At 69.5% G+C, this 18,123-nt stretch carries 14 protein-coding genes; 6 read left to right on the forward strand and 8 right to left on the reverse strand.

Annotation, left to right across the window (positions count from 1 at the left end; genetic code table 11):
* The first annotated feature begins 36 nt into the window (after positions 1 to 36).
* Positions 37 to 1,500 carry a helix-turn-helix domain-containing protein gene (locus OEB96_RS16460; RefSeq protein WP_266216867.1) on the forward strand — a complete coding sequence of 488 codons (1,464 nt, stop codon included), beginning with the start codon at positions 37 to 39 and terminating at the stop codon, positions 1,498 to 1,500.
* A 16-nt stretch (positions 1,501 to 1,516) separates the two neighbouring features.
* Here OEB96_RS16460 and OEB96_RS16465 read toward each other — a convergent pair whose 3' ends face one another.
* Positions 1,517 to 2,047: an ExbD/TolR family protein gene (locus tag OEB96_RS16465; RefSeq protein WP_266216869.1), complete on the reverse strand. Its 531-nt coding sequence runs from the start codon at positions 2,045 to 2,047 to the stop codon at positions 1,517 to 1,519.
* Between the two features lie 78 nt (positions 2,048 to 2,125).
* Here OEB96_RS16465 and OEB96_RS16470 point away from each other — a divergent pair, with 78 nt between their 5' ends.
* Positions 2,126 to 3,157: a hypothetical protein gene (locus OEB96_RS16470; protein WP_266216870.1), complete on the forward strand. Its 1,032-nt coding sequence runs from the start codon at positions 2,126 to 2,128 to the stop codon at positions 3,155 to 3,157.
* A gap of 90 nt (positions 3,158 to 3,247) precedes the next feature.
* Here the strand turns inward: OEB96_RS16470 and OEB96_RS16475 are convergent, their stop codons facing one another.
* Complete coding sequence (locus OEB96_RS16475) at positions 3,248 to 3,571, reverse strand: LB_289 family protein (RefSeq protein ID WP_266216872.1); 324 nt, start codon at positions 3,569 to 3,571, stop codon at positions 3,248 to 3,250.
* A 614-nt stretch (positions 3,572 to 4,185) separates the two neighbouring features.
* Between OEB96_RS16475 and OEB96_RS16480 the strand changes: the two genes are divergently transcribed.
* Positions 4,186 to 5,451, forward strand: a complete 1,266-nt coding sequence (locus tag OEB96_RS16480; RefSeq protein WP_266216874.1) for a tetratricopeptide repeat protein — start codon at positions 4,186 to 4,188, stop codon at positions 5,449 to 5,451.
* Positions 5,452 to 5,538: 87 nt separating this feature from the next.
* Here OEB96_RS16480 and OEB96_RS16485 read toward each other — a convergent pair whose 3' ends face one another.
* Together OEB96_RS16485 and OEB96_RS16490 are read right to left on the reverse strand one after the other, a co-directional pair.
* Entirely contained in the window at positions 5,539 to 7,437 is a 1,899-nt protein-coding gene (locus OEB96_RS16485) for an IgGFc-binding protein (protein ID WP_266216875.1), read from the reverse strand.
* Complete coding sequence (locus OEB96_RS16490) at positions 7,427 to 8,827, reverse strand: hypothetical protein (RefSeq protein ID WP_266216876.1); 1,401 nt, start codon at positions 8,825 to 8,827, stop codon at positions 7,427 to 7,429. The genes OEB96_RS16485 and OEB96_RS16490 overlap by 11 nt, the downstream gene beginning before the upstream one ends.
* 414 nt (positions 8,828 to 9,241) lie before the next feature.
* Between OEB96_RS16490 and OEB96_RS16495 the strand changes: the two genes are divergently transcribed.
* Positions 9,242 to 9,778: a hypothetical protein gene (locus tag OEB96_RS16495; RefSeq protein WP_266216878.1), complete on the forward strand. Its 537-nt coding sequence runs from the start codon at positions 9,242 to 9,244 to the stop codon at positions 9,776 to 9,778.
* Between the two features lie 34 nt (positions 9,779 to 9,812).
* Here OEB96_RS16495 and OEB96_RS16500 read toward each other — a convergent pair whose 3' ends face one another.
* Positions 9,813 to 10,709: a hypothetical protein gene (locus OEB96_RS16500; protein ID WP_266216880.1), complete on the reverse strand. Its 897-nt coding sequence runs from the start codon at positions 10,707 to 10,709 to the stop codon at positions 9,813 to 9,815.
* A 140-nt stretch (positions 10,710 to 10,849) separates the two neighbouring features.
* Between OEB96_RS16500 and OEB96_RS16505 the strand changes: the two genes are divergently transcribed.
* Together OEB96_RS16505 and OEB96_RS16510 are read left to right on the forward strand one after the other, a co-directional pair.
* On the forward strand, positions 10,850 to 12,544 hold the full coding sequence (locus OEB96_RS16505; RefSeq protein WP_266216881.1) for an OmpA family protein: 1,695 nt from the start codon (positions 10,850 to 10,852) through the stop codon (positions 12,542 to 12,544).
* A 42-nt stretch (positions 12,545 to 12,586) separates the two neighbouring features.
* Entirely contained in the window at positions 12,587 to 13,582 is a 996-nt protein-coding gene (locus tag OEB96_RS16510) for a hypothetical protein (RefSeq protein WP_266216883.1), read from the forward strand.
* A 10-nt stretch (positions 13,583 to 13,592) separates the two neighbouring features.
* On the opposite strand, the gene OEB96_RS16515 is transcribed toward OEB96_RS16510, so the two are convergent.
* From OEB96_RS16515 to OEB96_RS16525, 3 genes are all read right to left on the reverse strand, one after another.
* Positions 13,593 to 15,230 carry a mechanosensitive ion channel family protein gene (locus OEB96_RS16515; protein WP_266216885.1) on the reverse strand — a complete coding sequence of 546 codons (1,638 nt, stop codon included), beginning with the start codon at positions 15,228 to 15,230 and terminating at the stop codon, positions 13,593 to 13,595.
* A gap of 19 nt (positions 15,231 to 15,249) precedes the next feature.
* Positions 15,250 to 16,650 carry a family 2B encapsulin nanocompartment shell protein gene (locus OEB96_RS16520; RefSeq protein WP_266216887.1) on the reverse strand — a complete coding sequence of 467 codons (1,401 nt, stop codon included), beginning with the start codon at positions 16,648 to 16,650 and terminating at the stop codon, positions 15,250 to 15,252.
* 63 nt (positions 16,651 to 16,713) lie between these two features.
* Positions 16,714 to 18,123, reverse strand: coding sequence for a family 2B encapsulin nanocompartment shell protein (locus tag OEB96_RS16525; protein WP_266216984.1), 1,410 nt, complete (start codon positions 18,121 to 18,123; stop codon positions 16,714 to 16,716).

Raw genomic sequence — 18,123 nt, forward strand, 5'->3', positions numbered from 1 at the left:
TATGTAAATCTGTAAATCAAGTAAACTCACACTGTCATGACACACGCACCCAAGCGCCTCGGTAGCCGAGTCCGAGCCCTGCGGCAGAAGGAGGGCCTGTCCCAGGTCGAGCTCGCGCGCCGGCTCGGGATCTCGGCGAGCTACCTGAACCTCATCGAGCACAACCAGCGCTCGCTGACCGCTCCGTTGCTGCTCAAGATCGCAGAGGAGCTCGGGGTCGACTTCCAGGACTTCAGCGACGGGCGCGACGACGATCTCGCGGTGGCCCTGGTCGAGGTGTTCTCCGATTCACTGTTCACCGAGCACGGGGTGGGTCCCTCCGAGCTCCATGATCTGGTGGGTGCATCGCCGGCGATCGCTCGCTCGATCGTGACCCTCTATCGCTCGTTTCGTACCGCACGCAGCTCGGCCGATAGTCTGGCCGGCCAGCTCTACGACTCGCAGCAGGTCCCGGTCGCGACGCGCTCGCAGCTCCCGTCCGAGGAGGTCAGCGACTACATCCAGCGGCGAGGGAATTACTTCCCCGAGCTCGAGGATGCCGCCGAGGCGCTGTGGCGCGACGCCCGGCTCGAGGCCGACGAGCTCTACCACGGCCTCGCACGCCACGTGGCCGACGACCTGGGGATGCGGCTCGAGGTCGTGCGGCTGGGAGGGCCCGGCGGAGCGCTGCGGTACTTCGAGCCGGAGCGCCGTCGCCTGCGGCTGTCGAGCATGCTCTCGCCGGCCAGCCGCGCGTTCCAGCTCGCGACGCAGATCGGCCTGTCCACGCTGGGCGAGGTGCTCGATCATCTGGCCGATGATCCCGAGCTCACCTCCGAGCCCTCTCGCCGCCTGTGCCGGGTGGTGCTGGCCAACTACTTCGCGGGCGCGGTGGTGATGCCCTACCAGCGCATGCTCGAGGCCGCCCGCAGCGAGCGCTACGATCTCGAGCTGCTCATGCACCACTTCGGGGCCAGCTTCGAGCAGGTCTGCCATCGCCTGACCTCGCTGCGCCGACCGGGGGCGGAGGGCATCCCGCTGCACATGATCCGGGTGGACATGGCGGGCAACATCTCCAAGCGCTTCACGGCGTCGGGCATTCGCTTCGCGCGGTTCTCCGGGGCGTGTCCGCGCTGGAACGTGTTCGGAGCGTTCCAGACGCCGGGCGTGATCCGGGTGCAGCTGTCGGTCATGCCCGATGGCGAGCCCTACTTCTGCGTGGCGCGGACGGTGCCCAAGAGCCGTGGCGGCTACCACGAGCCCACCACCATCCAGGCGGTGGCGATCGGCTGCCAGCTTCGGCACGCGCGCGAGCTGGTCTACTCCGAGGGCGTGGATCTCGAAGACCTCGATGGTGGCGTGCCGGTGGGCGTGACGTGCCGGCTGTGTCCGCGCCGCGACTGCGGTCAGCGGGCGTTCCCATCGATCCGCGATCCCCTGGTGATCGACGAGAACGTCCGCGGCCCGTCGTTCTACACCCCGCCGTCCGAGGTCGAGGATACGCCACGCCACGGACACTGAGCGCGACGCTCGATCCCTATTCGGGGATCGGATCCGCGGGGCCGTGGATGCGAGCGGACATGGCCACGTCCTCGAGGCCGGCCTCGTGAGCGAGGTCGAGCACGTCCACCATGGCGGCGTGGGAGACGGAGGACTCGGCCACGACGACCAGGCGCGGGGGCGGAATCTCGGCCGCCGCGGATTCGAACCGTCGACGCGCCTGGTCGCGGGTGAGGTCCCTTCCATCGATGGAGAGCCCGGTCGGCGTCACCGTGACGTGCAGCGACTTGGCCGCGGCCGGGCCGACGGACGGGCGCGCGAAGGGATCGGCGAGGGGAGCGGTCATGGGCACTGCGCTCGTGGGCGACGCGGCCGGTGGCGGCTGCTCGAGCGCGTCGAGCCGTCGCTCCATGGCATCGAGTCGCTGGAGCAAGGCCTGGACCTCGGACCGACCGACCTCGGGCTCGCCCCCGCAGCCGAACGGCCCGAGACCGCCCAAACCCAGGGCCAAACCCAGGGCCCAGCCCAGACCCGGACGGCAGGTGATGGTCGGCACGCCTCGCTGCATCGCTGGATCGTACCAAGAAGGAATCGGCGCGGTGGACGGGGAGTCTGGTGCGCTATGCTCGAACACCCGAGGTCGACCATGAAGACGATGGCTGGATGTGCCCTTGGCCTGTGCGTGGCCGTTGGATGCAGCGCGAGCGCGGAACTGGAACCGGCGCCCGCTTCGGTTCCCCTCGAGTCGGCCGCCTACGTGGCCGCCCCCATCTGCGGCCCGGCCAAGGTCAGTACGCTGCGGGAGCTCCTGCCCAACGTGGAGATCCTCGGTGCGCTCGAGATCGACGTGCAGCACCTCCAGCGCGGGGCGCTGTTTCCCGAGGTCGAGCGCACGCTTTTGGCGCAGAGCCCCGAGGTCCTCGATGCGATGAACGAGTGCGGCCTGCCCCTGGCCTCGGTCGAGGGCCTCGTGGCCGGCTTCAGCGATCACGACGACGTCATGATGGGGATTCGGGCCAAGGGCGTGGGCGAGGCCAAGACCCTCGACTGCCTGGCCAAGAAGATCGAGGGCGCGACCGGCAAGTCGCCGTGGAGCCGGGTGACCAAGGGCTGTGCCACGACGCTCGAGATGCCCGACGGTGATGGCAAGGGCTTCGTGGTGAGCCGCGACGTGGTGGTCTTTGCCAGCAAGTCGCTGCAGGGCGCGGTCGACCGTCGGATCCAGGGCAAGGACGAGTCGGCGCTCGCGGGGCGACTTGGCTGGGTCCGCGGCGAGGTCGACACCTCCAGCACGGCGTGGATGGCGGCCAACCTGCCCTCGGGCAGCAGCGCGGGGCTGGGGCCGGCGTTCTCGGGGCTGTCCCGCGTGGGGATGAGCGTCGACGCCACCCGCGGGCTGGGCCTGCGCATGGGCGCGGGCTTCGGCTCGGCGGCCGAGGCCAAGGCCGCCGCGGCCGAGCTCGAGGGGCAGCTTGGGCAGGTCAAGGCGATGCTCCCGATGCTCGGCTTGTCCTCGACCGTGGGCGACTCCATCGAGGTCGCGGCCAAGGGCAACGTGCTGAAGCTGGGCATGTTCCTCGCGCCGTCGGATCTCGAGGCCCTGCGGCAGATGGCTGGCGGTGGGAGCAGCACCGGCGGCTCGCCCCCGCCGCCTCCCTCGCGGCGCTTCGGGATGTGAGCCGACCAAGCGAGTGAGCCGCGTTTCCCCGGGGGAAAACGCGGCTCACGGGCAGGACGAGCGGGTGGGGCGGTGGGCGCCCGCCGGGACTCAGCCAGCCATCAGCGAGCGAAGCTGCTCGACGGCCGTGTCGCGCTCGGTGACCTTGGTGGCGTTGACCGCCTTGCGGATGACGGTGTCCCACTTCTCCTCGGGGACGTCTTCCTTCATGTTCTCGAGCAGCTCGAGGATCTCCTCGTCGTCGAGCGTGTTGTAGATGATGTGGCCGTCGTGGCGCAGGAGCGCGTTGAGATCCTTGATGTAGGCGCCGATCGTCTGGGCCGGGCGGCCAGCCTCGCGCCGCTCACCGAGCTTTTGGCGCTTTTGAACCCGCTTGAGCTCCCGCTCGATACGATCCATGTCTGTGCGTTTCATGGGGACCTCCTGGACTCTCTTCGAAGGGCGACGGGGCAACGGGGGAAGGCGTGCGCACCCTTTGGGGCCGCGTAGGTAGCACAACGGCAATGGGGAACGCACCCTTCGTTCGACGTTCCGCAGCCTCTCGGGCCGGCGGCCGACGGATCGGCGCCGCGGGCGAACCGGCCGCTGGGTCGCAGCGATGACTGCGTACGGGCATTTAGCACCAACCCGGCACGATGCCGATGGGCCGAGTCACGAAGGGTTCGTGTGGTGGCTCGCGGTGGGATCCCTCAGAGGACTGCTTGGGCTCGCGCCGCTCGCGCGAATCGGTGCCGCCAAGGCCGATGTCGACGCCGAGGCCGAGGCCGAGGATGAAGACGACGCCGAGGATCGAATGCGAGGATCGAATGATGGATCGGTCGCATTCGCTCTTGGCGAGCCGGTGCCGTCTGGAGGATCCTGACTGGGGCGCCGCCGACGTCGTTGGAGCCGCCCTTTCTTGACCTTTGGACCCCTAGCTTGAAGATGGGTGGATTGCGATGGACATGGAACGCGGTGCGGAGCCGATGGCGCTTCGCTTCATTGGACGTGGTTGGGTCGTCGTCGTGGCGCTCGCGACGATGGGATGCGTGACGGGACCTTCGGTGATGAGCTGTCCGCGAGGGCAGCAGTCGCACGACGGGCAGTGCGTGCCCACCCCGACGCTGGTGTTCGAGCGCTGCATGGAGTCGTTTCGCAAGACTCGGGTCGAGCGCGAGCAAGGCGTGGGTACGGCGGTCGCGGCCCAGGTGCAGGGGCAGGGCGGTACGTTCCAGCGTGAGCGCAGCCACAGCGAGCAGGCCGAGTACGACGGCCTGCCTCCCGAGCTGATGGGCGAGGCGATCGGCGAGTGTAGAAGGCAAGAAGAGCAGCAGCGCGGTCTCGAGCTCGAGCGCGCGTGGGCGGCCGCCGACGAGGCCAAGCAGGAGGTGAGGGCGGCGGAGCGGCGTCGCGACCAGGCCGAGGACGAGCTGCGGCGGGTCGCCGAGCGAGCCGAGCGCGACACGGACGCCAGCGAGCGGATCGCCGCCGACCTCGAGCAGACCAGGGAGGCGCTGGCGGCCGCCGAGGCGGCGCTCGAGGAGCAGCGCACGTTGCTGGTGGAGCAGCATCCGTGCACCGCTCGGGCCTGGGACCGGTGCGGCGAGCAGGCGCTCGAGGCCAAGCGCCAGGGCGAGTACGTGCGAGCCCACGCGCTCTACCGTGAGGCGTGCGAGGGCGGCAGCGCAGAGGCCTGCGGCAACTGGGGCGTGATGTTCGAGCACGGCCTGGGCGTGTTGGTCGATGCCGACGAGTCGCGACGCTTGTACGAGCGGGGCTGCGACGGCGGCAGCGTGCACGCGTGCGTGAACCTGGGCTTCTCGTACGAGCAAGGGCGGGGCGCGCCGCGAGACCTCGACCGGGCGGTGACGCTGCATCGCCGAGCCTGCGACGCGGGCGACTCGCGGGGCTGCGGTCGCCTGGGTCGGTTGGTCTCCAGCGGTGCGGTCGACGATGCCACCCTGCCGCCCGCGATCGAGCTGCTGGGTCGGGCCTGTGATGGCGACTATCCGCAGGCGTGCCTGTGGGCGGGCGAGCGGGAGCTCGAGGGTCGCGACGGCGATCGGCAGCCGGGGCGGGCGGCGCGACGCTTTCGCCGGGCGTGCGAGCACGACGTGCCCGAAGCCTGCGTGACGCTGGGTCGCATGTACGAGCTCGGCGATGGCCTGCCCACCAGCCACGCGGAGGCCATCGCGAACTATCAGCGCGCGTGCCAGGCCGACGAGCCACGAGGGTGCGCGGCGGTGGAGCGGATGTCGCGGGGGGGCGAGCGGGAGCGGAACGTCGAGCGGTCGGCCGTGGTGTCGGCGTACTGAGCGACCGAGGAGGGAGAGGAACGACGAAGGCCGTCGCGGGGGCGACGGCCTTCGTGCGTGGTGGGTGCAGCCGGGGTCGAGGCCGGGTCAGGGAATGTAGATGACCTCGGACTTCATCCCGCCGGGATACGCGTACGACGCGTGGCAGATGGGCTGCGGATCCACGGTGTTGTCGCAGTTCTCGCTGGGCTCGTTGCTCGAGTAGCCGATCTGCACGATGCCGAAGGGCGCACCGCTGTCGATCACGTGGGGACCCTCGGAGATCGGGAAGTTGGCCACCTCCCAGGTGTCGTTGACCGGCGAGTAGCCGTTGACGCTCATGTTGTCGAGGAAGACGGTGGGTCCGCCGATCTGCCGGATGACCTGGACGTAGTGGAAGTCGAAGCCGAGGCCGGTGGAGAACACGTAGCGGTTGAGGAACTGCTCGACGGGCACCATCTGGTACATCGCCGGGTCGCCGATCTCGGTCGACTCCGCGGGATTCTCCTGAAAGCGGCTGCCCTGCAGGTACTGCACGGGCATGAACGCGCCCGACGAGATGCCCTGGTCGTTGGTGCTGTCGAGGAAGAAGCTGCACCCGTTGGGCACGTCGACCTGGATCCACGAGCCACGCGCGGCGAAGGTGCAGGCCTCGCCGTCGAACTCGTTGGGCGCGGGGCAATTCTCGGCGGTGAGGATGTCGTCGGGGCAGCCCAGGTTGCCCTCGGCCGTGATCCGCGTGCCCTCGTTGGCCGAGTAGATCCGCCACCAGTGGCGCTCGGTGCCGCGGTCGGGCGAGTGCGCGGCCACGTAGCGGCTGCCCCAGTAGTCGAGCGGGATGAGCAGCTCCTGCAGCGGATCGCAGCGCCCCAGCGGGGGCTCGTCGAGCACGGGCACGCGGGAGCAGCGGCTGGCGCCAACCACCCAGATCGGGTGGTTGGACTCGATCACCGTGCCCGACACGTCGCGAAGATCGGGGTTCTCCTGGAAGTTGGCGGAGGCGGCGATCCGCACGGTGTCGAAGCGGTTCATGTTGAGCACGGGGCTCTCGTCGCCCGCGGCCACGAAGTCGATGTTGATCCCGGTGCCGGCCGTGTCGACCGGCGGCGTCCAGGTGACCTCGGTGAAGTCCTCGGTCGCAACGATCTCGAAGTAGCTGGGCTGGCCCTGGCCCTGCTGCTGCTCGGCGTGCGGGGAGAACGAGGGCACCACGTAGTGGCGCCCCAGCGTGGTCTCGGGCAGCAGCATCGACGAGTCGTTGCCGCGGCTGTTGGTGAGCGGCGAGTGCAGGTAGGCCACGACCGGCACGTCGCTCTCGACGCGATAGGTGCCGCCGGTGCGGAACATCGAGGAGGTGCCGAGCACGAAGTCGGCGGTGAGCTCGTAGAGCGTGTTCTCGCCCGGCTGCAGCACCCGTGGGTTGCCCACCGCCTCCTCCTTCCGCTTGCCCTCGGGCGTGCGGTAGAGCTGGACCGTGACCGGCAGGTCCTCGTTGGGGTTGGTCACGATGAGGCCGTCGGGGGAGTCCACGTTGAGGTGGAGCTGACGGTTGGCGATGAACGAGCAGCCCGCGGAGGAGGGCAGCTCGGCCTCCACCTCGCACAGGCCCACGCACTTGTCCTCGGCGCAGGTCTCGTCCTCTGTGCAGGGATCACAGGTCTCATTGGTGCTGCAGGGCTCCTGGATCCACTCGAGGCCCGTGGGGGCGCAGGTCTGGATGAACTGCTGCCCGTTGCACTGCTTCTCACCGGGCTCGCAGATGAACACGGGGCCGGTGTCGTCGACGGTGGCCGGTCCGCTGGTGACGGTGGGATCGGACTCCGACTCGGACTCGGTGGCCGTGCCCGGCGGGGGGTCGTTGGGGCAGCCCGTGAGCGCGAGGGCCCCAAGCGTGAGCGCCCCAAGCGTGAGCGCGAGATCCGGCAGCGGCAGCGGCAGCGGCAGCATCGCGCCGCGGCGAGGGGTGGTCGTCGATCCCTCCGCCTGGGCGGGGGCGCTAGGAGCCATCGTTCGAGTTGGCATAGACCTGGAAGTTCAAGTAGGAGTGAATGGCAACGGGGTCGACGGTGACCTCTTCGACGGCGAACACGATGGTGCTGCCCTCGAGGTCGAGCGAGTCGTAGTTGATGGTATTGCCCACGGCGGAGGCGAGGTCTCCGCGGAAGGTGTCGATGAGGTCCTGGTTCTCCTCGACGAGCTCCTGCTCCTCGAGCGCGGCCGCACCGCTGCCGACGCCGGCGATCAGAGTGGCCTGGCCCGGCGTGATGTCGATGCCGGTGCGGGTGTTGTTGATGGTCACGTCGAGCGGCATCGTGGCCTCGGCGTAGCCGCAGTAGCCCTCGGCGATGCGCCACACCCGAAACAGCGAGTCGAGCTGGGCGTTGCCCATGTCGTTGCCCTCGAGCTCGTGCAGCGTGACGCCGTAGATCCCGGTGGGGTCGGGGTCGCCGCTCTCGTCGTAGCGCCGGGCGATCTCACCCTCGTCGAACATCCGGTGGCTCATCGTCAGGAACAGCGAGGTGTCCATGCTGACGGCCATGGGCTGATCGACCGGCAGCGGGCCGCTGAGATCGAGGCCGGAGCCCCCGGGCAGGGGGAGGTTGGTCTGCATGCCCAGCACGAGCTTGTCGTCGTCGGGCTGCACGATGAGCTCGCGGGCCAGCAGGCGCACCTCGCCGTTGCCGATCGTCCACGAGCCGATCTCGAGCAGCGAGACCGGGCCGAAGTCCTCCTGGATCCGCTCGGTGAGCAGCACCTCGAGCGCGCCGGTGAGGGCGTCGTGCTCGCTGGAGTCGATGCCGTAGATCACGAGGTAGAGGTCTTGCACCTCGGCTCCGCCGTAGTCGGCGATGAGCGTGCTCACCCCCGCGGTCTCGTCGGCCTGCAGGCGCATGGGGATCGAGAGCTTGACCGTGCCCACGCCGCTCGAGATCGGCTCGTTGCCCGTGCTGAGATCGATGCCGAAGTCGATGCTGAAGAGGATGCAGCTGCGGCAGCCCGAGACCTCGCCGAACTCGATGATGGGATCGCCCTCGGGCTCGAAGTTGGCGGTGGCGAACCCGAGCTGGAGCGTGCCGGTGAACGGCACGTCTTGATCGGCCACCGCTCCGCCGAGCAGCCGTCGCACGCCCTCCTCGGTGAGCTGCAGCGCGACCGGGTAGGGGCCCTTCTCGGGCACGGGGGACAGGAGCGGCGTGACCTCGTTCTCGGCGGTCCGGTAGAACGCCTGACCCTGGGTCTCGCAGTCGAACGAGATGTCCTCTCCACGGCAGCCACCGCCACCGCCCGTACCATCACCAGAGCCGGAGCAGCCGATGGCGTAGAGTCCCAGCGCGGTGAGGAGTCGACGGAACCGACGGGATGGGGGACGGCGGTCTACCGAGGTCGTCGAATGCATGATCAAGTCCTGGGGGCAAGGACGCCGGGCAAGAGCGCCGACGAGGCACGGGGCCCGTTGCTCATTGTGTCCGGGGGCCGCTGCGGTGACAAGCCGTCGGGGGCACCGCCTTCACGCCCGGTCTTCGCGTCTGGGGCGGTCATCGGCCGACTTGGTGGGTGCGCTCGCGAATTGCGCTAGCGGGTCGCACCATGATCGTCGGATCATAGGGGACTCGTGCGGCGTGGGATCGCGGTCGAGGGTCGTTATGTGAGCTCGCGTGTCGAGTGCATCGCAGGGGGTTCGTCTCGGGCGCCATTTGCTGATACCTTGGCGCCGATGTCCTGGCGCCCGCGCGCTCTGTGCCCACGCTCCGTTCGGCTCCGCTCTTCCAACGAGGTGGTGGGCGAAATGGTGGGCACGATGGTGGGCACGATGGTGGGAACGGTTCGGTTGGCGCTGGGGGTGGTCGTCGGTTCGCTGCTCCTGGCCGGGTGCTTCGACTCCGACGAGAAGTACGTTCCCGCCGCGGGATCGTCGTCGACCACGGGTCCCATCACCACCACGGGCGTCGACAGCTCCACCACCTCGGCGGAGAGCAGCACCACCGAAGCGCCCGACAAGACCTGCCGGGACGCGATCGAGTGCGTGGTGGGCTGTGCCGGTGCGCTGCAGACCTCGATGCTGCCCGAGCCCGACTTCACCTGCTTCCTCGAGTGCGAGGAGGGGCTCAACACCGCCGAGGTGCTGCACCTGTTTCGGCTGACCGAGTGCGTCACCAACGAGTGCATCGCCGACGGCAACTGCGACTTCCTGGTGCCGACCGAGACCACGGGTGACGAGCCCGGGGGCAGCTCGAGCTCGGGCACCGACGGAACCCGGCCCCCCATCTGCCTCAACTGCGTGCTCGGAGGCTTGCTCGACGACAACCCCGGCGGCGAGTGTGGAGGCTTCGCCGCCGAGTGCATCTAGTTGGTCTGGAATTGGTCTGGAAGTCCCGTGGGCGCTACGCCGCCGGACACTCGATCTCGAACAGCGAGATGTGCTGCCCCAGCGTGGGCACGGCCGGGTGGACCACCGTGCACTCCCGCGTGGGGTGGGTGGCCGAGAGCGAGATGTCACCGGGGTCGGTGTCGGGAACGTTGAAGTACACCACGAACGGCAGCAGGGTGTTCTCGATGGTGGTCTGATTGAGGATCGGGGCCCCGGAGGCGTCGGGCGCGTAGTACGTGCCATCCTCGGGCGCCGGCATCATCTCGACCATGGGCGGGCCGTCGGACACCGCGGAGACGCTGGTGAGCCGGACGATGATGATCGCCTGGTTGAGATCGGGCGGAACGGGCATCTGCGGCTGCAAGAACATGATCTGCAGGTCCACGAACTCGCTGGGGATCTGCGAGAGCTGCACGCCCTCCTGGAGCGGGTCGGTGCCGACGTCGACGGGAATGATGGCGCCCCAGTAGTCGGCGCTGGGGGCCAGCACGAAGGTCTGCACGGAGTTGGGCGTGAGGGGGCCGAGGCTGAACAGGCCCTCGCCGTCGGACATCGTATTGATGCTGGCGTTGTCGTAGAGCGCGATCTCGGACCCGGGGATGGGCTGGGTGTTGACGAAGTCGATGACCTCGCCCTCCACCACGACCTCCTCGACCGGGGGATCGCCCGAGGAGGACGACGAGCTGCTGCTTCCCTCGGCCGAGCCCGAGCCCGCGCTGGTGGAGGTGCTGTCGGCAACCGCGGTGGTGCTCTCGCTCGCGCCGGTGTCCGAGCCGCTGCTGCTGTCTTCGCCGCTGCCGACGCCCGAGTCGTCGCCGCAGCCCACCGTGAGGGCCCCTAGGGCCATCACCATGGCCACGCGTTTGCCGATCCTTCTCACATTCATGCTCACATTCATGCTCATGCTCATGCCATGCCTCGCTAGGTCAGGGTCGATTAGGGATGCGAGCCGGGCGAGCCGGTCGCCAGGGGGCCAGTCTAGCAGGGCTCCGGGGGCCGGGGCCACGTTTGGGTGGCCCCGAGGTGGCGACCTGCGATACATCATGCCTCATGAAGCGCACCGTCGCTGCCCTCGCTGCTGGGCTGCTTCCCGGCCTCGTCGTGTCGTCGGTCGCCGACGCGCGGCAGCGAACGAGCGTGGTCGAGCCCTCGACCGCCGATGCCGACGTGCCCACGAGCGAGGGCGCGGCTTCGAGTGAGGGCGCATCGAGCGACGCGGCCGCGGAGCCGGCCCAGCCGGGCGCTCCCAAGCCGCCGGCTCCCAAGCCGCCCGCCCCGAAGCCGCCCGTTGATACCGAGGCCGATGCCTCGGGGTCCGCCGAGCTCGGCTCGGGCCGACGCTCGCTCAGGAAGAAGAAGGACGCCGAGGCGAAGGCCGAGGCCGAGCCCAACTACGAGGACGATCCGCGCGCCTACGAGAAGGCCAAGGCCAAGGAGCGCCCGTGGATCCGGCGCTGGGAGCCTGCGCGCAACCTGGCCGAGCTCGGCCTGTTCGGGGGGCTCCTGCGTCCGTCCGACGAGCACGACCTCTACGATCCGGTCACGCGGCCGCAGGATCCGCTGTGGAAGCTCGGCCCCGACGTGGGTGTTCGCGCCGCGTTCTTCCCGCTCAAGCCGCTGGGGGTCGAGGCCGAGTTCTCGGCCAATCCCACCCGCGTTCGCACCATCACCAACGACTTCGCGTTCGTCTATGGCTTTCGCGGCCACGTGATCGTGCAGGTGCCCGTGACTCGCATCGTGCCGTTCTTCCTGGGCGGCTACGGGCTGATGGGCGTGCGCAGCCACATCCTCATCCTGGGCAACGACATCGACCCCGCGTTCCACTACGGCGGCGGGGTGAAGTTCTTCATCAACAAGTGGCTGGTGGCTCGGCTCGAGGCGCGGCAGATCGTCAGCGCCACCGCGGCCCAGCAGGACAGCGGCACCTCGCACTTCCAGGCGCTCGCGGGCATCTCGGTCACGCTGGGTCGCAAGAGGCCGGTGCCGCCGCCCTACGTGGCGCCGGTCGACCCCGATCGCGACAAGGACGGGATCCTCAACGAGGCCGACCAGTGCCCCGACGAGCCCGGCGTGGAGCCCAGCGGCTGTCCCGACACCGACGGCGACGGCTTCATCGACAAGGAAGACGCCTGCATCGAGGTGCCCGGCGTGGAGCCCGACGGCTGCCCGCTCAAGGACTCGGACAACGACAAGATCTACGACCTCGAGGACGATTGCCCGTTCGAGAAGGAGACCTACAACGGCATCGACGACATCGACGGCTGCCCCGACGAGATTCCGCCGGAGCTGGTCACCTTCAAGGGCGAGCTGCCCGGCATCGAGTTCGACTTCGGCAAGGACACGATCCGGCCCGAGTCCAAGCCGGTGCTCGACGACGCGATCGCCAAGCTCAAGAAGTTCCCGGGCGTGCGCGTCACGATCGTCGGTCACACCGACAACGTGGGCACGCCGGAGTCCAACCTCGAGCTGTCCAAGCGCCGCGCCGAGTCGGTCAAGCGCTACCTGGTCGAGGGCGGCGTCGACGGCAGCCGCATCGAGACCGATGGCAAGGGCGACACCGAGCCGGTGGACACCAACGAGAACGAGGAAGGGCGCGCCAAGAACCGCCGCATCGTGTTCGACATCATCGCCAACGAGCCCACGGAGATGCGTCCGCTGTCCGGGGACAAGGGAGTCACCGATCCCGACGCGAAGGTGGTGGGCGGTGGGGCCGGGGGCGCCGAGCCCAAGGAGGGCGGGCAGTAGTCCCGCCCGGGCCGATACCCTCGAGAGGGAGCGCATCGGCCCATGCACGCGAGCATCGAGCTCCTGGGGCGGGTGCTGGCCTCGGCCTTCGTGGTCGGGGGAGCGCTCGCGTCGGCCGGGTGTCCCGATGACGACCCCCAGGTCACCAGCCAGGGCGACAGCGGCTCGACGGGCTCCACCGGCGGTCCCGCGATGACGCAGGGAACCAGCGCCAGCTCGTCGTCGGGCGACCCCGATGCGACCGCGAGCGAGACGGCGCCGCCGACCAGCGGAACCACCGAGGGCGAGACGACGAGCGGGACCGCCGACGGTGGCATGACCGAGGGCTCCTCGGAGGACACGAGCGGAGATACGGGTCCCGGCATCATGGACCAGGGCTACGGCGACTGCCTGAACGAAGCCCCGATGGACGTGTGCCTGATGGGGGAGGAGTGCATCAACGACGCCGGGATGCCGCCGGGCGTGGGCGTGTGCGCCTACCAGGGCTGTGCCGGGCCGGGCTCGTGCCCGCAGCCGCCGCCCGGCGGCACCGCGACGTCGACGTGCATGGACGTCACCGGCGACCTGGTGGACGAGTGCGTGCTGGCCTGTGGAGGGGGCGCGAGCTGCCCGACCGGCATGGTGTGCTTCTCCGAGTTCCTGTGCGTGTGGGGCGTGGGCATGGGCCCGGGGGACTTCACCTGTGCCGACGCCAACATCGGGGCGAGCACGGGCGCGGCGGTGGCCAGCGGAAGCACGGTGGGCATGGGCAACGACTTCCAGCCCGGCTGCGTGGGCCCCAACGGGCAGGACGTGGCGCTGGTGTGGACGGCGCTGGTGAGCGGGACCTACACCTTCGACACCGTGGGCTCGGACTACGACACGATCCTCTACGTGCGCAAGACGTGCAAGGGCGCCGAGCTGGCGTGCAACGACGACACCGTGATGCTGCAGTCGGAGGTCACGCTCGACATCATGGCGGGCCGCAGCGTGCTGGTGGTGATCGACGGGTATGGCAACTCGAGCGGCAACTACGTGCTCAACGTGAGCGCGAGCTAGTGTCCGCCGCTCACGCGCTCGGCGACGGGCCCCCGCCCTCGAGCCGTCGCTGGCCGTCGGGCTCCAGCCTCACCATCGCCCGCGTGTGCGGCGGTGCGATCCTGGCGGCTGCCAGCGTCGTGGTGATCTCGAGGTACAGCGCGTCGGTCATGACCTTGTCCTGGCCGGGCTCCACGGGGGTGACCACGCGCAGCCACACGCAGCCCTCGCGCAGCTCGGCGACCTCGAGCTCGCTCTCGTCGAGGATGGCGGGGTAGCGGGCGCGAATGGCCTGGAGGTGGGCCTGGAGGGCACCGAACACGCGGGGGAGCTCCTCCTCGAACGGCACTCCGAACTCGACCACCGCGTTGACGTAGCGCTGCGAGTGGCTGGCCACGCCGCGGATCTCTCCGTTGGGGATGCAGTGCAGCACGCCGAGCTCGTCCCGGATCTTGGTCACGCGTACGCCGATGTCCTCGACCTCGCCGAGGACCTCGCCGATCCGCACGCGATGTCCCACGAGGAACAAGCCCTCGAACAGGATGAAGAACCCGGACACCAGGTCGCTGACGATCGCCTGCGCGCCCAGGCCGACGGCGATGCCTAGCAGGCCGGCGGCCGCCAGGATCGGCGAGGCGTCGAGGCCCAGCTCGCCGAGCGCCATCGCGATGGCCACGATGTAGATCGCGTAGCGGATGAGACTGGTGGCGATGGGGGCGAGGGTCTGACGCTGCTGTCGCTCGGCCTCGCTGGCGTGCGGACTTGCGGCCAGCGACTCGCGCACGGCCGCCTCGCACAGCTCGATGACCACACGGGCGACGTAGAGGATCGCGATCACCCGAATGATGGCGGGGCCGAAATCGGAGAACGGGGTGTCCGGCGTGACCTGATCGATGACGATGGTCGCCGTGCCCACGTAGACGAAGTAGTCGAGCACGCGCTTGGTGACGTTGGCCAGCCGCTGCAGGCGGCCCAGGAACCGCAGCGGGGTGCGGTGGCCCTCGAGCACCTCCGACAGCTCGAACAGCACATCCACCACGAGGTGGGCGGCCTCGACGATGCTGCGGGAGAACGACACGCCGACCACCACGTAGGTCACCGCGGCCACGGGCTCGCGCACCACCGCGGAGTCGGTGACGAGCCGGAGGCACACGAGCAGGGCTCCCAGGGTCAGCGTCCAGCGCAGCGCGATCTGAACGCGCGCCAGCACCAGCTCGAGCTCGTCTTGCCGCCGGGCGAGACCGGGGATGGTGGCGAGGCTGCGGGCCGCGAGCGGAATGGCCCAGCGCAGCATCACGTGCAGCACGAACGCCCCGAAGATCACGCCGAGCAGCCGACCCAGCAGCCATGCGATCGCGGCGGGATCGCGCAGCAGCTCGTCCCGGACCCAGCGCAGCACCACCACCGACGTATCGACCTCGTACCAGCTCGCGAGCACCGCTCCGCCGAGCAGGCACAGGCCGACGAGCAAGGCCCCGACCACGAGCAACCTGGAGATCCGCGCGCCCCAGAGCTCGGGGACCCCCTCGCGCTCGTCGACTCGGCGCAGCAGCGGCACGAGCACGCGCGTGGTGAGGCGCGTGCCCGCGAGCGCGCCCAGGACCGTCAGCACCAGCAGCGCCCCGAGCGCGAGTACGTTGTGGATCAACAGATCGGCGGTGGACTCCATGGCACGCGTCCGTGGTGCGTCACCGCGCGAGCTCGACGTCGTCGAGCACGCCGAGCGCGTCGGGCACGAGCACGGCCACGGAGTAGTACACGCTCACGAGGTAGGAGGTGATCGCTCGTTCATCGATGCCCATGAAGCGTACGTTGAGGCTGGGCTCGACCTCGTCGGGGATGCCGGGCTGGTGCAGACCGATCACGCCCTGGTCGTGAAGGCCCGTGCGGAGCACGAGGATCGAGCTGGTGCCGGCGGGGTCGACCGGGATCTTGTCGCAGGGCAGCAGCGGAACCCCACGCCACGCCTGGACGGCCGTGCCGTCGAGATCCATGGTCTGCGGCATCACTCCGCGGTGGTTGCACTCGCGGCCGAACGCGGCGATTGCCCGTGGGTGGGCGAGCAGCGCCCTCGGCTTGCGACGACGGCACAGCAGCTCGTCGAGGTCGTCGGGCGTGGGCGGCCCGCGACGGGTGCTGATGCGCTGCTTGGGGTCGACGTTGGGCAGCAGCCCGAACTCGGGATCGTTGACGAGCGCGTGCTCCTGCCGCTCGCGCAGGGCTTGGATGGTCAGTCGGAGCTGCTCCTGCCGCTGGTCCATGGGGCCGTTGTAGAGGTCGGTCACCCGGGTGTGCATGCGCAGGATCGTCTGCGCCACGCTCAGCTCGTACTCGCGAGGGTGCAGCTCGTAGTCGACGAAGGTGCCGGGCAGCGAGGCCTCGCCGCGGTGCCCGGCCGACAGCTCGATCTCGGCCTGCCCGTGCTTGTCGCGGGGCTTTGCGGCCTGGGTGCGGACCTGCTCGAGGTGGGCTCGCAGTGACTCGGAGCCCTCGATCACCTCCTCGAGCACGCGCCGCTCGAGCGTGAGCACGGTGGCCACGGTGAGCGCAGTGGCGGTGAACGGCCAGCGCTCGGGTCCCTCGCGCAGCAGCTCGAACCCGAGGTGGTCGCCCTCGCCGAGCAGTCCCAGCGACGTGCGATCACCGTACTTCCCGACCCCGAGCTTCTCGAGCTTGCCGCGGGCGACGAGCACGATTGCGTCGTGGGGGGTGCCGGCCGCCACGACCACGTCGCCGGGCTGCACTCGTCGCTGCACGAAGCGATCGGCGATCGCCTCGAGCACCGCATCGTCGGAGAAGCCCCGGAGCATCGGTAGCTCGCCGAGCGTGCGGGGAACCGCCCGCACGCTCTCGCCCACGTGGGTGAAGCCCACCAGCCCGTCGCCGGCCGCGTGAACGAGCCGCCGGTTGACGCGGAACACCCCCGCCGAGACCGACTCCCATGGCAGCACGCGGAGCAGCCAGCGCGGGGTGATCCCCGTCATCTGGGGCCGCGACTTGGTCGTCGTGGCCAGCCTTCGCGCGGCCGCCGTGCTCAGGCTCGACGCCGGCCGTACGTCACCTGCACCGTTGCTCACCGTGATCGTCATGCGTCTTGGGTCTCGGGTTCGAGGGTTCGCGGGTTCGCGGGGATGCTCCGTCGGGGTCGTGCGCTAGCCCTGGCGTCCGATCTCCGCGTTCTCCAGCACGGCCAGCGCGTCGGGGACGAGCACGGCCACCGAGTAGTAGGTGCTCACGAGGTACGAGATGATCGCCTTCTCGTCGATGCCCATGAATCGGACCGAGAGCCCGGGCTGGTACTCGTCGGGGATGCCGGTCTGGTGCAGGCCGATCACGCCCTGCTTCTCGGCGCCGGTGCGCATCAGCAGGATCGAGCTGGTGTGCTGCTCGCTGACCGGGATCTTGCTGCACGGGAAGATCGGCACGCCGCGCCACGCGGGCACCTTGTGGCCGTTGACCTCGGTGCTGATGGGGTAGAGCCCGCGGCGGTTGCACTCCCGACCGAACGCCGCAATCGTGCGCGGATGGGCCAGGAAGAACCCCGGGTCCTTCCACACGAGCGAGAGCAGCTCGTCGAAGTCGTCGGGGGTGGGGGGGCCGCTGCGCGTGTGGATGCGCTGCTTGAGGTCGGCGTTGTGCAGCAGGCCGATCTCGCGGTTGTTGATCATCTCGTGCTCCTGCCGCTCCCGCAGGGCCTCGATCGTCAGCCGCAGCTGCTCCTCGGTCTGGTTCATCGGCTGGTTGTAGAGGTCGGCCACGCGCGAGTGGATCCGCAGCACGGTCTGCGCGACGCTCAGCTCGTACTCGCGCGGGGACAGCTCGTAGTCGACGAACGTGCCTGGCAGCGGCTGCTCGCCCTTGTGTCCCGCCGCGACCTCGATCGCGGCCTCGCCCGCGTTGTCCTGCGGCTTCTTGGTCCGCGCCTTGAACTCCTCGATGTGCTGCTGCAGGCCCTGCGCCTGGGCCATCACTTCCTCGAACACGCGCTGCTCGAGCGTGAGCACGGTGCACGGGGTGACGGCCTTGGCGGTGAACTCCCAGAAGTCCTGGGTCTCGAGGATCGCCTGGTAGCTGAAGTGATCGCCGTCGGCGAGCACGTCGAGCACGGTCAGGTCGCCGTACTTGCCGCGGCCCACCCGCTCGACCTTGCCGCGGGCGATGAGGCAGATCGAGTCGGCCGGGGTGCCGGCCTCCACGATCACGTCACCGGGCTTCAGATCGCGCTGCACGAAGCGGTTCGCCAGCGCGGACAGCACCTCCACGTCGTCGTAGCCGCGCAGCATCGGCAGCTCGCACAGCTCCTGCGGAATCACCTGCACCTTGGCGCCGACGTTGGTGAAGGTCACGCGACCGTCGCCCACCGCATAGGAGAGCCGCCGGTTGACGCGGTACACGCCGCCTGCTGCCTGCACCCACGGCAGCAGCTTGAGCAGCCACCGCGTGGTGATGCCCTGCATCTGCGGGGGAGACTTGGTGGTCGTGGCCAGGTTGCGCGCGGCGGCGGTCGCCAGGCTCATCTGCTGTTGTTGGGCGGCTTCGAGGGCATCGGTTGGATTGGTCAT

This window comes from Paraliomyxa miuraensis (assembly GCF_026337845.1).
GTDB classification, from domain to species: domain Bacteria; phylum Myxococcota_A; class Polyangia; order Nannocystales; family Nannocystaceae; genus Paraliomyxa; species Paraliomyxa miuraensis.

What these genes read in the sequence shown, in the direction of transcription:
- OEB96_RS16460 (WP_266216867.1), top strand. Translation starts at nt 37, where the DNA reads ATGACACACGCACCCAAGCGCCTCGGTAGCCGAGTCCGAGCCCTGCGG.
- OEB96_RS16465 (WP_266216869.1), bottom strand. Translation starts at nt 2,047, where the DNA reads ATGCAGCGAGGCGTGCCGACCATCACCTGCCGTCCGGGTCTGGGCTGG.
- OEB96_RS16470 (WP_266216870.1), top strand. Translation starts at nt 2,126, where the DNA reads ATGAAGACGATGGCTGGATGTGCCCTTGGCCTGTGCGTGGCCGTTGGA.
- OEB96_RS16475 (WP_266216872.1), bottom strand. Translation starts at nt 3,571, where the DNA reads ATGAAACGCACAGACATGGATCGTATCGAGCGGGAGCTCAAGCGGGTT.
- OEB96_RS16485 (WP_266216875.1), bottom strand. Translation starts at nt 7,437, where the DNA reads ATGGCTCCTAGCGCCCCCGCCCAGGCGGAGGGATCGACGACCACCCCT.
- OEB96_RS16490 (WP_266216876.1), bottom strand. Translation starts at nt 8,827, where the DNA reads ATGCATTCGACGACCTCGGTAGACCGCCGTCCCCCATCCCGTCGGTTC.
- OEB96_RS16495 (WP_266216878.1), top strand. Translation starts at nt 9,242, where the DNA reads ATGGTGGGAACGGTTCGGTTGGCGCTGGGGGTGGTCGTCGGTTCGCTG.
- OEB96_RS16500 (WP_266216880.1), bottom strand. Translation starts at nt 10,709, where the DNA reads ATGAGCATGAGCATGAATGTGAGCATGAATGTGAGAAGGATCGGCAAA.
- OEB96_RS16505 (WP_266216881.1), top strand. Translation starts at nt 10,850, where the DNA reads ATGAAGCGCACCGTCGCTGCCCTCGCTGCTGGGCTGCTTCCCGGCCTC.
- OEB96_RS16510 (WP_266216883.1), top strand. Translation starts at nt 12,587, where the DNA reads ATGCACGCGAGCATCGAGCTCCTGGGGCGGGTGCTGGCCTCGGCCTTC.
- OEB96_RS16515 (WP_266216885.1), bottom strand. Translation starts at nt 15,230, where the DNA reads ATGGAGTCCACCGCCGATCTGTTGATCCACAACGTACTCGCGCTCGGG.
- OEB96_RS16520 (WP_266216887.1), bottom strand. Translation starts at nt 16,650, where the DNA reads ATGACGATCACGGTGAGCAACGGTGCAGGTGACGTACGGCCGGCGTCG.
- OEB96_RS16525 (WP_266216984.1), bottom strand. Translation starts at nt 18,123, where the DNA reads ATGACCAATCCAACCGATGCCCTCGAAGCCGCCCAACAACAGCAGATG.